Source organism: Sinomicrobium kalidii (assembly GCF_021183825.1).
Taxonomy (GTDB): Bacteria; Bacteroidota; Bacteroidia; order Flavobacteriales; family Flavobacteriaceae; genus Sinomicrobium; species Sinomicrobium kalidii.
Genome location: NZ_CP089211.1, coordinates 2,857,071 through 2,872,530, shown reverse-complemented (window position 1 = coordinate 2,872,530; position 15,460 = coordinate 2,857,071). Strand labels below are relative to the sequence as shown.

Genomic DNA, 15,460 nt, shown 5'->3' with positions numbered 1-15,460 from the left:
ATATAAAACCGGTATCACTACACCACATCTCGTAATAACAGCGGGTAATTCCGTGTTTCACCCAATAATTTCTTAAAACCTCTTCCATTGTTTATTGTTTTTCATACTTTTGCCTGGCATGAAAGCCGTTAAGGTACATATTAGCTTTTTCCTCATATTTGCGGTATTGTTTTCCATACTGTTCCAGGCTGTACATGTTATAGAGCACGCCTCGGACACCGCACCTTTTTCTTCCGAAAAGCAAAGTGCCGTTACCAGTTCGGCTTCCAAATGTCCGGTCTGTGATTTCAAATTTTCGGTGTTCCACACCCCGGAAATTGTCAACTTCACACCACTGGCAACCATAGAACCCGTAGTATATGTTAATTTTTATACTCCGGTTTCAAGCACCTTTCACACAGGTGTTCTTTCGCTAAGGGCCCCGCCCTTCACTGCATAGGTCTCTTCTAAAGGGTTATAGCCTTTTACAGGTATATTTTCCGTGCCTCAAATAATTTATCGTTATAATCTATTTTGGATTTCCCATAAGTCCGACTGAAAGAAACCTTTCAATTTGACTTCGGGAGGAACAAAAGGAGCCCTTGACAATCATCCCATAAGGAGTAAACACGGTACTCCCCGATCCTAATTAAAATCAGTTAAAGGCATATGAAATTAGCATTTCCCTTATTCCTGTTGATTTCCCTTTTCGGGAATATTGAAGCAGCCCTGTCACAAAACTGCACGGCTGTATTTAAAGGAGAAGTTGTAGACTTTCACGACGGTAAACCTCTTGTGAATGCCCTGGTACAACTTGGCGACACCGGCAAGGTGACCGCCACGGACATCGATGGTAAATTTACCCTTAGCGGTATATGTCCGGGCAGTTACGAGGTGGAGATCTCCCACGAATCCTGTACCACCCGGATCATGACCATTGCGATCACGGGGACAACCACTAAACGCATTACTTTGGAACACCACCTTGAAGAACTCAAGGAAGTGGTTGTTGAAGGCAGCAGGGATCATCCCGTCACCAACTCGGCAACCGAGCAGATACTCCACTCCGATGTCATCGAAAAGTTCAGCAGTGCTTCTCTCGGCGATGCCTTAAAGGAAATAAGCGGTGTATCTTCCCTGAATACGGGGAGTTCCATTGTAAAACCGGTAATACAGGGATTACACAGCAGCAGGGTAGTCACTATGAACAACGGTGTGAGGCTACAGGACCAGGAATGGGGAATGGAACACGCCCCCAACCTGGACCTGAACGCAGCGGGAAGCCTTACCGTGGTAAAGGGAGCCGCGGCACTTCAGTACGGCGGTGATGCCATAGGCGGAGTGATCATTGCAGAACCGAAAAATATCCCGGTCAAAGACACCCTCTACGGAAAAACACTGCTTTCCGGTGCCACCAACGGCCGGGGCGGGGCCCTGGTATCCTCCCTTACAAAGAGCTATGAAAGCGGGTGGTACTGGTCGGCCCAGGGTACGCTAAAACGCTTTGGCGATTTTGAAGCCCCCGATTATTCCCTGACCAATACAGGGTATTCGCAACAGGCTTTTACCGCTTCTTTCGGGCTCAACAAGTTTACTTACGGTTTTGATGCCTACTACAGCTTTTACCGAAATGAGATCGGCATATTGAGGGCCTCACATATTGGCAGCCAGGAAGACCTTCTGAATGCCATTAACAGCCGGGCCCCCTATATCATCGAACCGTTTTCATACGATATCAATGCTCCCAAACAGGAAGTTACCCACCACCTGGCAAAACTCCGTTTTTTCAAACGGTTTGAAAAGCTCGGGAAATGGAGCGTACAATATGATTTCCAGCAAAACAACCGGCGGGAATACGATGTTCGCAGGGGAGCGCTCAAAGGTGTCCCTGCCATGGACATGGAACTGACCACACATACATTGTCCTCCGATTTTCTGTTTGATGCCCAAAGCGGGCGGAAAATAAATACAGGGGTCATGTTCCGGTATCAAACCAATTTTCCCGACCCTGAAACAGGAGTGCGCAGGCTTATTCCGGACTACGATCGTTATGATTTCGGCGCTTATGCCTCGCTCCGGCAATACCTTACGGATGACCTGATACTGGATGCAGGTGCACGCTATGACTTTACACGGACGGATGCCAAGAAATTCTACAAAAAAGACCGTTGGGAAGACCAGGGATACGATGAAGACTTTCAGGATATCATCATTGAGGATTATGACGACCAATGGCTGACCAACCCGGTTTTTGATTTTCACAGTGTTTCGGCTACGGCAGGGCTCAAATATCAGACCGTTTCAGATGAGTTCCTCTTTAATTATGCTCTGGCCAACCGGGCACCGAACCCGGCCGAAATGTTCAGTGACGGACTTCATCATTCGGCGGCAGCCATAGAACTGGGCGACCTTAGAATGGACCAGGAAACCTCGCATAAGTTGTCCCTGGCGTATTCCAGGGAAAGCCGTAAACTCCGGTTTACCCTCGCCCCTTACGTCAACTTTATCAACGATTACATACTCCTGGAACCTTCCGGAAGTGAACTCACCATACGCGGTGCTTTCCCGGTATGGCAATACAGGCAGGTCAATGCCAGGTTCCTCGGTGTGGACTTTGATTTTAATTACAGGATAGCAGACCATTGGGATTTTACACACAAGTTTTCTTATGTACACGCCAAAGACACAAGCAGGGACAGGCCCCTTGTGGATATACCGTCCGCAAATACCTCAAACCGGATTACATTCACAAAACCCGAGTGGAAAAACCTGCAAATTACCCTGAGAAGCGATTATTATTTCAGGCAAAACGAATACCCGAACAACAATTTTGATGTAAGGGTTGTGGAAAACGGGGAATACGTCAATCGCGAAATGGATATAAGCACACCTCCGGATGCCTACCATCTTTTGGGACTGGACGCCTCGGCAAGGTTTCCTTTTGTTAAAAATTCGGAAATCACGGTAGGATTATCCGCCGATAACCTTTTTAATACCAATTACAGGGACTACCTGAACAGGCTTCGTTTCTATGCCGATGACCTGGGCAGGAATTTCCGCTTACAAATAAAGATCAATTACTAATTTCTTAAAATCATTTACACTATGAAAACAATCAGATTACTGGCATTTTTATTTACGGGAACAATTTTACTGGCCTCATGTTCCAGTGACGATGACAATCCCGATCCTGTTAACGAAGAAGAACTGATAACCAGAGTTACAGTCACCCTGAGTACAGAAGGTGAAGAAGATGTAACCCTGGAATTTGCCGACGAAAGCGGCCTGGGACACGATCATGATGAAGAGGAAGAAGGAAGTGAAGAAGATCACGACCACCTCGAGGGTACTGTTTCCGGTCCTTTAAAGCCGAACACAACCTACACGGGCTCCATTAGTCTGTTGAACGAATCCGTATCTCCTGCTGACGACATTACCGAAGAAGTCAAGGAAGAAGCCGATGAGCACCAATTCTTCTACCAAAACATAGATGGACTGGACATTACGAATTTCACTTATACAGACGCCGAATCCGACTATATTGAGGACGGCTCGGATAATCCTGTAGGGCTGAGTTTTACATTAACAACAGGGGCGGCAAGTCATGGCGACCTGAGAATCGTACTTCGTCACCAGCCCGTAAAACCCAATACCGGGCTTGAAGATGCAGGCGGGGAAACCGACATGGATATAAGTTTTCACGTAGATATCGAATAATAACAAACAACAGGATCACTGAAAAGCCACTCCATTATTATAATGGGGTGGTTTTTATTTTTCAAGCCAGCAAAAGGAGCAGATAAGGCAGGATGTATACCATTAGTTCTATGAGCAGCAAAAGCATAATTTCTTATTTTGAATGATGGAAATACTCCCGGAAAAAGGGAGTACAGAAAATCCAAAAAGGGGGCGCCGACTTATAATCATAAAGCCGAAACGCCACTCCTTTAAGGCCCCCTAAAACCTAATAAACCTTTTACAAAATCATCATGATCGGAACCACCGAAATACTAAAAACATCGTATAATTTTCTTCCGCATCTGTTTCGGGTTCCGGGAATCAGCATTTGAATCCTTCAGATCGTTGGTGTAAAAGTAGAGCTCCCATTGTAGTTCTACAACAAGTTGTACTCTACATTTATAAATTCAGGGTAATAGTTTCGTGATTTTTACTACATCAAATAAACATCAAATAGCTAATAATGAGAATAATAAAAACGAACAATGTGTTAAAACCGTCAGGAACAGGAATGGTGTCGTGATCGTACAGCAAACAAGAAATACTGTTGATTTAGAATTCAAAATTCAGAGAAAAAATGTATACTTTGTGAAGAATTTTCCTTATTTCTTCTTTAACATTTTGATAAAATACGAGGGATAGATCCCTGTCTGTTTATAAAATGCATTGGTAAAGGATTGTACCGTCTTATATCCCGCCTCTCCGGCAAGGGCTTCCATACTGTAGGCCCGTAGCTTCTCTTCTTCTTTCAGCCGGTCTACTATATCATTAATACGTAAACGGTGAAGGTATTGACTGAAATTTATACCTTGTACTGTGTTTATCACCCTGGACAAATAGCTGGAGTTGGTCCGGAACTCCTTTGCAAGACGATGTAGCGTCACTTCAGAATTGACAAATTGTTTCCTCTCTTCAAATTTCCGCAACCGCTTTTCTATTTCACTGAAAATCTCTTCCGGTACCCCCACATCCGATTTAACATCATTACCTGCTTGAAGTGATAATGATATTCTATTATCATTTGACAACAGTCTCTGATAACGTTGTCGATACCTCCTTTGAAGTGTATAATAATAAATCAATCCTGTGCCAAAAAGTATTAAGGTTGCAATCAATAAAAATTTATATCCCCTGTTTCTATCATGCTGTTGCTCCAGTTCTCCAATCAGCAACTCTTTTTTACGGAGAAGGTTAGGAGTATCATATCCCCTGGAAATTATACCATCAAGAGTTCTCTCTTTCAACAACTTTTCATCCAGTTTTAAAACCTTATCTATATAAACCAATTGACTACCAATTTCTTTTTTCTGACGATAGTAATTTATGAGCAATTCATAAACCTCTCTTAATTCCGGAAATTTATATTCCAATTTTTCAGACATGGAATCCACTTGCTGGAATACATCAAAAGCTTTTCGATACTGCCCGATTTTTTCATAACTTTTTCCAATATAGAACTGTCCTAAAACTACATGTCGCTTATTCTTGAGGTAAGGAACAGATTTTTTCAGACTATCCAAAGCGACCTGATAATTCCCGGCGTAATACTCTGCTTTTCCCCAAGCAGATACAAAACTATAGTAACGATCTATTTCGCTATGTTCTAAACTACCATCAATCCCTCTGCGGATGTAGATTTTAGCAGAATCTACTTTTTCCATATCAATATAGGACAAAGAAAGATTATGCATTGCATTTAAGTGACTCTGAACATATTGATTTCCATGATTCGGATCACTACTATAAATTTTTTTGTACCTGGAATCTGTTTCTAAAGCTCCTAAATGTTCTCTTTCTATTTTTAATGCTCCTGCATAATCTCCTGTCTTACTCTTTAACGTTGCGATTGCCGGGCGTATGGATATTAAATGTTTGATATTATCTTTCTTCAAGGCATACCTATATCCTACGAGGTAATATTTTATAGACTTCTTGTAATTAGCCAAATAATAATACCAATATCCTTTTAATAAATATCCGACCGTAGGATGAAATTTATCTTTGGAATTCTCAGTCAACTTAATAATAGTATCTGCATATTGTAACCCCATCTCCGGACCAAATTCCATAGCATAGTAATAATATCCCTTGGCCATACGCACCGAATCCCCTTTAACACGTCCCTTGGTTATATAGACATCTGCTATAGCTCTGGCTGTTAAGGTATCTTTGGGGAGCCATTTATAAAACAAGGTGTTCAACTCGTCATAATTCTTTAGAAAAAGAGTATCCCTGGGGCCTTCCTGCCCTTTGATACCATAATAGCCAAAGACCAATAGTATAATACTTAATAGCAAAGATGCTTTTTGCCTCATTTTAGTTGGTTTCGCTGGTTGGATTTTCTTTTTACTCTTTCACCGATTCTCCTTCCAATCTCCTGATAAAATACGAGGGATAGATCCCTGTCTGTTTGTAAAATGCATTGGTAAAGGATTGTACCGTCTTATATCCCGCCTCTCCGGCAAGGGCTCCCATACTGTAGGCCCGTAGCTTCTCTTCTTCTTTCAGCCGGTCTACTATATCATTAATACGTAAACGGTGAAGGTATTGACTGAAATTTATACCTTGTACTGTGTTTATCACCCTGGACAAATAGCTGGAGTTGGTCCGGAACTCCTTTGCAAGACGATGTAGCGTCACTTCAGAATTGACAAATTGTTTCCTCTCTTCAAATTTCCGCAACCGTCTTTCTATTTCACTGAATATTTCTTCCGGCACATCCGAATCTGATTTTGTTTTCTTGCTTGCCCCGGGAAAAGCCTTTTCTTTCTCTTCACTTTTATTTAGAAGTTCACGGTATCTTTTCCGGTACACTCCCTGCCTCCGGTAATAATACACGATAAACCCCAAAAGGATCACTACCGCTCCCAGTAAAAACAGCTTATAGCTTTTATTAAGGCTATCTTTCCGTTCCAAATCCTTTATCAATGCTTCTTTTTCACGCATTAAATGCGGGGTATCGTATTCCCGGGAGATCTGGCCATCCATGGCACGGACTTTCAGCAAGGCCTCGTCCAGATCAAGTATTTTATTGATGTAGACCAGCTGGCTGTCCGCTTGTTGTTCTTTTCGGTAATGCTCTACCAGGTATTCATAGGCCTGTCTTAACTCCGGGAATTTATAATCTATTTCCCCTGCTACGGAATCCGAGATCAGGAACATGGACATTGCCTTGTTGTGTTCTTTTAGCTCCCGGTAGGATTGCCCTTTGTAATAATGGTTCATGGCTATACTATGCCTATCTGTAAGATGAGGAAGGGCTTTGTCCAGACTGTCTAATGCGGCCTGGTAATTACCTGCATAATATTGGGCAGAACCTGCTGCAGAAACAGATTGGTAGTACCTTAAAGTGTCTTTGTATTTCAGGCTTTCTTCAATACTTCTTCGAAAATATATTTTGGCCGAATCTATTTTTCGAAGATGTAAATATGATATAGCCAAATTATATATAGCCGAAAGATAGCTTGCTTTATAAAGATTCCCATGATTCGGATCTTTGCTGTATTCCTCTTTAAACTTCGGATCATTTTCAATAGTATATAAATTTTCTTTCTGCATATTCAATGCGCCTTCATGATCTCCTGATCGATTCTTTAACGCAGCTATCATTGGACGAATATATACCAAGTGTTTAATATTTTTCTTCTTTAATGCATATTTATAACTTATTAGGTAATACTTTATTGATTCTGTATAGTTATCAGTGTGATAATTCCAATAACCTTTAATCATATATCCAACTGTAGGATGGAATTTATCTTCAGAACTCTTAGTTAGCTTAATAATAGTATCTGCATATTGAATACCCATTTCCGGACCAAATTCAGCATAATAATAATACCCCTTGGCCATACGCAACGAATCTCCTTTCTCACGTCCTTTGGCTATATAAGCATTTGCTATTTTCTTTGCTATTAATGTATCTTTGGGCAGCCATCTATAAAACAAATCACTCAATTCGTCATAACTCTTTAGAAAAAGAGTATCCCCGGAATCTTCCTGCCCTCCAACCCTGTGAAACATCAAAAACAGGCAAAAAAGCATAATCACCGCTGAAACACGTTTCATTTTTGAAAGATTGTTTTGTGATTGTTTATATTCAGACTGCCCGGCTCCCGATAAACTCCTCTTCCTGAAGTCGTTTTACAAAATAGGAAGGGTATATGCCGGTATTGCGGTAAAACGAATTGGCAAAGGATTGCGCAGTATTATACCCTGCTTCTTCCGCAATTCCCTGCATGCTGTATGAACGCAGCCGTTCTTCATTCTTCAGGCGTTGTATGACATGATCTATACGAAGGTTGTGCAGGTATTTACTGAAGTTCATCTGTCTGGTTGTATTGACTACTTTGGAAAGATATGTAGAGTTGGTTTCCAAATCTTTAGCCAGGCTGTATAAGGTAACATCGGGATTTGTAAACCGTTTTTCCCGTTCAAACTTCGACAGGCCTTTTTCTATAGCCCGGAACGTTTCCTCCGGAACTCCCGAATCCCGGATGTCACCCGAACTTGTGGAAGTCCTTTTCTCCATGGCATCTCCATCATCTTCAGACAATAATTGCCTGTACCGCCTTTTATAGATTCGTTGCTTCTGATAATAATATGCCAGGAGTATGGCAAACAATGCTACAACAACCAGCATAAGCAATTTATGTTTCCGGCTCCGCTGGTCCTTTTGTTCCAGATCGTTTATCAGTTTTTCCTTTTGGCGCAGCAGGTAAGGGGTATCGTACTCCCGGGCAATCTTGCCATCCATCGCCCTGGTTTCCAGGAGTTCTTCATCCAGCTTCAACAATTTGTCTATATATACTAACTGACTGTCTTTTTGTTGTTTTATGCCGTAATGATTTATCATGTATTCATAGACCTTTCGCAGCTCTCCGAAGCTATAATCTATTTTTTCGGCAACCGTATCGACTTCCATAAATGTCGCCAGGGCCTTTTTATTCCTGCCTAATCCTTCATACGATTTTCCCACATAATATTTAGCCAGAACCACATTAGGTTTTTTGGTAAGATGCGGAATGGCCTTGTTCATACTGTCAAGGGTCGCCTGGTAATTGCCATCGTAATACTCGGCCTTGCCACCAACAGATATCCCCCAGTAATACCTCAACGTATCGTTATACCTCAAGGTTTCTCTTATTCCCTTACGGGCATATTTTTTAGCAGAATCTATAGCCCTGAGGTCAATATAACCTAACGACACGTTAAAGATCGCATTCAGGTAGGAGGGGACATAATGATCTCTAAAAGTGCCTTTACTGTAAATCCTTCTGTATTTCGGGTCGTTTTCAAGGGCTGTTAAATGTTCCTTGTTGATCTGCAATGCTCCCCTGTAATCTCCGGATTTTCCTTTTAATACGGCGATCGTAGGGCGAATGGACATGATCTGCTTGATGTTATCCCGTTCAACGGCATATTCATGTGCTTTCAGATAACATTGTACGGCCGCCTTATAATCGGTCTGTTGATAGTGCCAGTATCCCTTTAACATATACCCTAACGCCGGATAGGATTTATCCGTTGAATTTTCAGTCAAGGCTATAATAGTGTCAGCATATTGCAATCCCATTTCCGGGCCGAACCTTGAGGCATAGTAGTAATATCCCTTGGCCATACGCACCGAATCCTTTTCTGCACGGCCTTTTTCAATATATGTAGCGGCAATTTTCCTCGCTGTTAAAGTATCTTCGGGAAGCCATTCAAAAAACAGGGTGTTCAACTCTTCATAGGTCTTGCCAAACAAGGTATCCTTTATCTGTTCCTGACCTGTAACCGTATTTACGGTCAAAAAAAAGATACATTTCAGGAACAGGGCAGAAAAGTATTTCATGTTATTTTCAGGGGTTTGGTTTTGGTGTTCTTTATACCACCAGACCCTTTCTTTATAAAACTTTTCCTTCTCTCCGCCTTTATTAACCTCATACGTTAAAATCCGGAACAACAGTGAAAATGCAGGTCGGGGCATTTAAATATATACAATATTAAGCATTTTAAACACTTCGTCACAACGTTTTAGGACATCTTAACAAAAAATGTACAGGTCCTTTCTTTCCGGATTGATTTTATGTTATTTTTGATATCTATATTCTCTTCAATCACAATCAAAATGAAAAAACGAATCATCCTCATCATTGTAATGCCGCTTATATGGTGTTCCTGTGAAAAAACAGCAAAAAAAGACATGGCCGTAACATATCCCGAAACCAGAAAAACAGACACTACCGATACATATTTCAATACCGAAGTAAAAGACCCTTATCGCTGGCTGGAGGACGACAGGTCTCCCGAAACGGCAGCATGGGTTAAAGCGGAGAACAAGGTTACTTTTGATTACCTGGAACAGCTACCTTTCCGGCAACAGCTCAAGGAGCGACTGGAATACCTCTGGAACTACGAAAAGGTGTCTTCCCCTTTTAAAGAGGGCGATTACACCTACTATTTTAAAAACGACGGATTGCAAGATCAGTCGGTACTGTACCGGAAAAATGCAGAGGGGACCGAGGAAGTTTTCCTTGATCCGAATACTTTTTCGGAAGACGGCACCGTTTCGCTGGGCGGACTGAATTTTTCCAAAGACGGTGATTTGCTTGCGTATTCCATATCCGAAGGCGGCAGTGACTGGCGAAAAGTCATTGTTATGAATGCTGCTTCCAGAGAAATCATAGAAGATACGCTGAGGGATATTAAATTCAGCGGGGTTTCGTGGAAAGGCAGGGAAGGGGTCTACTATTCCAGCTATGACAAACCCGAAGGCAGTGAGCTCTCTGCCAAAACCGACCAACACAAATTGTATTACCACAAACTCGGAACCCCGCAAAGTGAAGATATCCTGATCTATGGCGGAAAACCGGAAGAAAAACACCGCTATATAAGGGCAAAAGTAACGGAAGACGAACGCTATCTGGCGATCAGCGCTGCAAATTCGACTTCCGGAAACAAACTGTTTCTAAAAGATTTGCAATCACCCGGTGCGGAACTGGTCCCCATTATAGATCACGAAAAGAACGATTCTTATCTGCTCGACAACAAAGGAACAACCCTTTACATTGTCACCAACCTGGATGCTCCCAATCAAAAAGTGGTTACCACGGATGCCGCCGATCCCGTACCGGAGAACTGGAAAGACCTCATTCCGGAAACCGAAAATGTCCTCAGTATTTCCAAAGGCGGGGGATACCTCTTTGCCGAATATATGGTCGATGCCATATCCAAAGTTTACCAATACGACTATGAAGGTCGTAAAATACGGGAAATAGAGCTCCCCGGAATAGGGACGGCCGGAGGATTTGGCGGCAAAGAAGACCAAAAAACCCTGTATTACTCCTTTACCAACTACAATACACCGGGCAATATTTATACTTATGATGCCGGCAGCGGCAAGTCTGAATTGTACTGGAAGCCCGAAATAGATTTCAATCCGGACAACTACACCTCGGAACAGGTATTCTACACTTCCAAAGACGGCACCCGTATCCCCATGATCATCACTTACAAAAAAGGGACCGAACTCAACGGAAAGAACCCTGCCATGCTGTATGGTTACGGTGGTTTCAACATCAGCCTGCAGCCCTATTTCAGTACCACCAATGCCATCTGGCTGGAACAGGGCGGCATCTATGCCGTACCCAACATCCGCGGAGGCGGGGAATACGGTAAAAAATGGCATGTTGCCGGGACTAAAATGCAAAAACAAAACGTATTTGACGATTTTATAGCTGCCGCGGAATACCTGATAGATAACAAATATACTTCTCCGGAATACCTGGCCATACGGGGAGGGTCTAACGGCGGACTGCTCGTAGGAGCCACCATGACCCAGCGGCCCGACCTGATGAAGGTAGCCTTACCGGCCGTGGGCGTACTGGATATGCTTCGCTATCACAAATTTACCGCAGGGGCGGGATGGGCTTATGACTACGGCACCTCGGAAGACAGTGAAGCGATGTTCAAATATCTCCTGGGCTATTCTCCGCTGCACAACATTAAGGAAGGCACGGAATATCCCGCAACACTGATAACAACAGCCGACCACGATGACCGCGTAGTGCCTGCACACAGTTTTAAGTTTGCCGCAACACTACAGGAAAAACAAACGGGCACCAACCCGGTACTGATACGGATAGAAACCAATGCAGGTCACGGGGCGGGCACCCCGATAAGCAAGACTATCGAACAGACGGCAGACATTTTCGGGTTTACACTCTATCAAATGGGATATAAAGAACTGCCGGATCCGGAAGTTATAAAGAAAGAAATGTCGGAATAACAGAAAGACTTCCCTCCGGTATTACCAGAAATGGCCTGCCGGAGGGGAATTCCAACATATTTTATTGCACATATTCCTGTAGCAGACCAATCAGCGTATTGGCATCCAGTTCGCCACTCTGCCGCCACACCATTTCTCCTTCTTTATAGATCATCAGTGTAGGCAATCCCTTAACCCGAAGGGCGTTGGCCAACTCCTGGTTTTTGTCCACATCAATTTTTATCACTTTCGCCTTATCGCCCAGCGCTGCAGCTACGTCCCTGAGTACGGGGTGCATTGCCGTCGATGCCTCGTTCCAGTCAGTATAAAAATCCAGCAGTACCGGAATACTGATATCTATTAATTCACCGAATTTTGACATTTTAACAAGGGATTAGTATTACAAATGTAGTATTTTCTGCGAATTATGCAGATTTTCCGGCCTTTTTTAGTTCTATCACAGAAATTTCAGGCCATATCCCCACTCTTCCGGGATAACCTATAAAGCCCAATCCCCGGTTCACGTTGATATACTGCCCCATTTCCCTGTAAATACCCGCCCAGTATTTATAGCGCCATTTGATAGGGCTCCATTTTACCAGACCGGGGATTTCCACACCAAATTGCATACCGTGAGTATGCCCGCTCAGTGTAAGGTGGTAGTGGTACGGGTGTTTTATCACTTCCTTCTCCCAATGTGAGGGATCGTGGCTCATCAGTATTTTAAAGGCATCCTCATCTACATTCCGTATGGCCTTCTCCAGGTCACCTGCCTTTTTAAAACCACCTGCGCCCCAGTTTTCCACACCGATCAGGGCTATCTTATCTTTTTTCCTTTCCAGGAACCTGCTTTCGTTCAGCAACAGGTCAAAACCGAGTTGCCGTTGCAACTCTTTTAAATATTCCAGGTTTGCAGCCTTGTCTTCTTCACTGTTCCAGTCTGCATAATCCCCGTAGTCATGGTTACCCAATATGGAATACTTGCCGTCACGGGCCTTTAACCTGGAAAAGCTCTCCATCCAGGGCAGCATCTCATCTGCTTTATTGTTAACCATATCCCCGGTAAAAAGAAGCACATCTCCTTCCTGCCGGTTTATCAGGTCTATGGCATAGTCCACCTTTTCCCTGTTGTCAAAACTACCGCTATGAATGTCTGATATCTGTGTGATCTTATACCCGTCGAAAGCATCGGGAAGGTCGTCGAATTCCAGGGTGTATTTCAGCACCCGGAAATCGTATTTGCCCCTGAACATCCCGTACAGAAGACTGGTAAAGGGTATGGCCGCCACCCCCAGGGCAACGACACTTAAAAATTTTCGCCTTGAAGGCATTCCGGATTTTTCCGCGGAGCCACTTAATTTATGAAACGCGCCAATACCGAGACGCACCAGGTCCTCCCCGAACAGGAAAACAACCACGATAAGCTGAAAAAGGATAAGGATAAACAGGTATGCCAGGGCATAACTCGCAGCACCACTGATTCCCCTTTCTGCCCCCAAAATGGCGAAATGATATATAAAATTAGCTACTATTACGAGCGAAAAAAGCAGATAGGCATACAACACAAAAGGGCTCTTGGTAAGTACCCGGACCGCCTGAAATGCATAAAATCCCAAAAGGATATACAAAAAAACAAAGAGAACCCAATTCCACATACGTAACCTTTTAGTTTTAAAGGTATAAAAGTAAGGTATTCGGGGAATATCCTTTGTTATGGTAATGTTAAAGAAAAAGCGGGGACGTTTGTTACATCCCCGCTCCGGTTAAAATAACACAGTGAGCGGACACTGTTATCTGGCCCACCAGAGTTTTGTTGTCTGTTCATCCGGCCCCTGTACCTGGTTAGCTTCCCGGGTATTCTCACCGTTCGTATTATAGGCATTGGTCCCGTACCTCATTCGCTGGGGATAGGCGCCATTAAGCGTTCCCGCACTAAAAATATCATAATCGGACACTCCCTGGTACAATTCGGACGGATATCCGGTGTCCCGGACTATGGCCCAGGCTTCAAAGCCATCGGTATAAGCAGCGATCCATCGCTGAATGGCAATTTTTTCCAGGTTTTCCTCCGGGGTTCCATTTAGGAGCGCCATGTCTTCTGTGGCAAGGAAAGTATCTATATCTCCTTCACTCACACCCCACATCAGCATAGCCTGGCGAATCCCTTCCTGGTACAAGGATTGGGCATCTCCGGCAGCTAACCCCTTAACAATGGCTTCTGCCTGTAAAAAATTACCTTCGGCAGCAGTAAAGACCACCTCTGGAAAAATGGGAAGCCCCTGGTTTTTCGGATTGATAATGATATCTGCCGGACGGGAAAAAAGGGCCTCTTTCACATGCGTATATATGTCGGCATTAAGCCTGGTGGGCTGTCCTACATAATATTCTCCTTCTTCAACTGTAACGGTAACCTCATCTGCCCCGTCGGTCCTGCTATAAGGCACCCCCGCATTGTCCAGTTGTTCCACAATAAAATCGACATGCTTGTCAAACAGTGCTTCTCCCTGTCCTCCGGCAGGTTTGGCAAAAACCACTTCCCCGCCGTCTATGGGTCGGGCATATTTGAACAGCCTGGGATCATTGTTGTTTCTCAGGTAATCAATAAGGGTTTTGCCTACGGTCCAGTTGGAGCCTACTCCGAAATTATGCCATACATCACCGTATACCGCATTCTGGAACTGGTCTATTTCGGTATCCTTTTCCATGAGCACATTATCTGCTTCGGCAATTAAAAGTCCTTGCTGCATGGCTTCGTCAACTGCCGTTTCCGCAAAGGAAGCCCCGGATGCCCCCTGTGCCCTCAAAGCCATCCTCAATTTTAGACTGTTGGCCAGTTTTTTCCACTTTTGCAAATCCCCGTTAAAGAAAAGGTCGTTATTTGTGAGCAACTCCACTCCTTCTCCCGTAGCGGAAGCCTCTCCTATAATGGTCATGGCTTCTTCAAGTTCTGCAATAACCCCCTCATAGATGTCGGCCTGACTATCGTACCCGGGGGTGATAATGTCCGGATTTAAGGCCTCAGAATATGACACCATTCCGAATGTATCTGTAAACATCTGATAATAAAGCCCCTTCATTATCAAGGCAATAGCATAAAACTTATCATTTTCCAGTTCGCCGCCCTCTTGTACAAAATTGATGAAGGCACTTAGTTTTACGATGTAATTTGCTATCCAGTCATAGGCAGCATCGGTATATCCTATATCATAAGTATAGGCCAGCCCGTCATTCCACCAGCAACCGTTAAAACCAAAAGTAAAATGCCCTGCAAAACGATCGGCATGAATCAGTTGAGCACGCCAATACGGAAAACGGTCGGGAGCATACAACCCGATCTGGAGACCGGTGAGAAAGAATTTTGCGCTTACTTCTTCTGAGGGAAACTCGTCCGGTCGTTCGTTTATCTCTTCAAAATCGGAACAACCTGCCGATATAAGAAGGACCAATACGGATAAATATAAACTGTTTATTATCTTTTTCATGGTGTTTCCT

Annotated in this window: 10 protein-coding genes; 4 read left to right on the top strand and 6 right to left on the bottom strand. The window is 43.6% G+C overall.

What is annotated here, in order from left to right:
- The first annotated feature begins 118 nt into the window (after window positions 1-118).
- The 3 genes from LS482_RS11485 (at window position 119) to LS482_RS11475 (ending at window position 3,696) form a co-directional block, all read left to right on the top strand.
- On the top strand, window positions 119-439 hold the full coding sequence (locus tag LS482_RS11485; protein WP_233027676.1) for a hypothetical protein: 321 nt from the start codon (window positions 119-121) through the stop codon (window positions 437-439).
- Between the two features lie 209 nt (window positions 440-648).
- Window positions 649-3,063, top strand: coding sequence for a TonB-dependent receptor (locus tag LS482_RS11480; RefSeq protein WP_233027675.1), 2,415 nt, complete (start codon window positions 649-651; stop codon window positions 3,061-3,063).
- A 21-nt stretch (window positions 3,064-3,084) separates the two neighbouring features.
- A complete protein-coding gene (locus LS482_RS11475) occupies window positions 3,085-3,696 on the top strand; it encodes a type 1 periplasmic binding fold superfamily protein (protein WP_233027674.1) in 612 nt (203 codons plus the stop codon).
- A 623-nt stretch (window positions 3,697-4,319) separates the two neighbouring features.
- On the opposite strand, the gene LS482_RS11470 is transcribed toward LS482_RS11475, so the two are convergent.
- Genes LS482_RS11470 through LS482_RS11460 form a run of 3 tightly spaced genes read right to left on the bottom strand, consistent with a single transcriptional unit; the run spans window position 4,320 to window position 9,553 of the window.
- Window positions 4,320-6,032, bottom strand: coding sequence for a helix-turn-helix domain-containing protein (locus LS482_RS11470; RefSeq protein WP_233027673.1), 1,713 nt, complete (start codon window positions 6,030-6,032; stop codon window positions 4,320-4,322).
- Between the two features lie 31 nt (window positions 6,033-6,063).
- Window positions 6,064-7,785, bottom strand: coding sequence for a helix-turn-helix domain-containing protein (locus tag LS482_RS11465; protein WP_233027672.1), 1,722 nt, complete (start codon window positions 7,783-7,785; stop codon window positions 6,064-6,066).
- A gap of 31 nt (window positions 7,786-7,816) precedes the next feature.
- Window positions 7,817-9,553 (bottom strand): helix-turn-helix domain-containing protein, encoded by a 1,737-nt coding sequence (locus LS482_RS11460; RefSeq protein ID WP_233027671.1) that lies wholly within the window; start codon window positions 9,551-9,553, stop codon window positions 7,817-7,819.
- Between the two features lie 276 nt (window positions 9,554-9,829).
- Here LS482_RS11460 and LS482_RS11455 point away from each other — a divergent pair, with 276 nt between their 5' ends.
- A complete protein-coding gene (locus tag LS482_RS11455; protein ID WP_233027670.1) occupies window positions 9,830-11,989 on the top strand; it encodes a prolyl oligopeptidase family serine peptidase in 2,160 nt (719 codons plus the stop codon).
- A 61-nt stretch (window positions 11,990-12,050) separates the two neighbouring features.
- Here LS482_RS11455 and LS482_RS11450 read toward each other — a convergent pair whose 3' ends face one another.
- The 3 genes from LS482_RS11450 to LS482_RS11440 form a co-directional block, all read right to left on the bottom strand.
- Window positions 12,051-12,350 carry a thioredoxin family protein gene (locus tag LS482_RS11450; protein ID WP_233027669.1) on the bottom strand — a complete coding sequence of 100 codons (300 nt, stop codon included), beginning with the start codon at window positions 12,348-12,350 and terminating at the stop codon, window positions 12,051-12,053.
- Between the two features lie 43 nt (window positions 12,351-12,393).
- The gene (locus tag LS482_RS11445; RefSeq protein WP_233027668.1) at window positions 12,394-13,623 is read right to left on the bottom strand and encodes a metallophosphoesterase; all 1,230 of its coding nucleotides are present in this window, start codon (window positions 13,621-13,623) and stop codon (window positions 12,394-12,396) included.
- 135 nt (window positions 13,624-13,758) lie between these two features.
- Window positions 13,759-15,450 carry a SusD/RagB family nutrient-binding outer membrane lipoprotein gene (locus LS482_RS11440; protein ID WP_233027667.1) on the bottom strand — a complete coding sequence of 564 codons (1,692 nt, stop codon included), beginning with the start codon at window positions 15,448-15,450 and terminating at the stop codon, window positions 13,759-13,761.
- Between the last annotated feature and the right edge of the window lie 10 nt (window positions 15,451-15,460).

Coding starts and splice junctions, on each gene's coding strand:
- LS482_RS11470 (WP_233027673.1), bottom strand. CDS start 6,032: ATGAGGCAAAAAGCATCTTTGCTATTAAGTATTATACTATTGGTCTTT.
- LS482_RS11440 (WP_233027667.1), bottom strand. CDS start 15,450: ATGAAAAAGATAATAAACAGTTTATATTTATCCGTATTGGTCCTTCTT.
- LS482_RS11460 (WP_233027671.1), bottom strand. CDS start 9,553: ATGAAATACTTTTCTGCCCTGTTCCTGAAATGTATCTTTTTTTTGACC.
- LS482_RS11475 (WP_233027674.1), top strand. CDS start 3,085: ATGAAAACAATCAGATTACTGGCATTTTTATTTACGGGAACAATTTTA.
- LS482_RS11480 (WP_233027675.1), top strand. CDS start 649: ATGAAATTAGCATTTCCCTTATTCCTGTTGATTTCCCTTTTCGGGAAT.
- LS482_RS11485 (WP_233027676.1), top strand. CDS start 119: ATGAAAGCCGTTAAGGTACATATTAGCTTTTTCCTCATATTTGCGGTA.
- LS482_RS11445 (WP_233027668.1), bottom strand. CDS start 13,623: ATGTGGAATTGGGTTCTCTTTGTTTTTTTGTATATCCTTTTGGGATTT.
- LS482_RS11465 (WP_233027672.1), bottom strand. CDS start 7,785: ATGAAACGTGTTTCAGCGGTGATTATGCTTTTTTGCCTGTTTTTGATG.
- LS482_RS11455 (WP_233027670.1), top strand. CDS start 9,830: ATGAAAAAACGAATCATCCTCATCATTGTAATGCCGCTTATATGGTGT.
- LS482_RS11450 (WP_233027669.1), bottom strand. CDS start 12,350: ATGTCAAAATTCGGTGAATTAATAGATATCAGTATTCCGGTACTGCTG.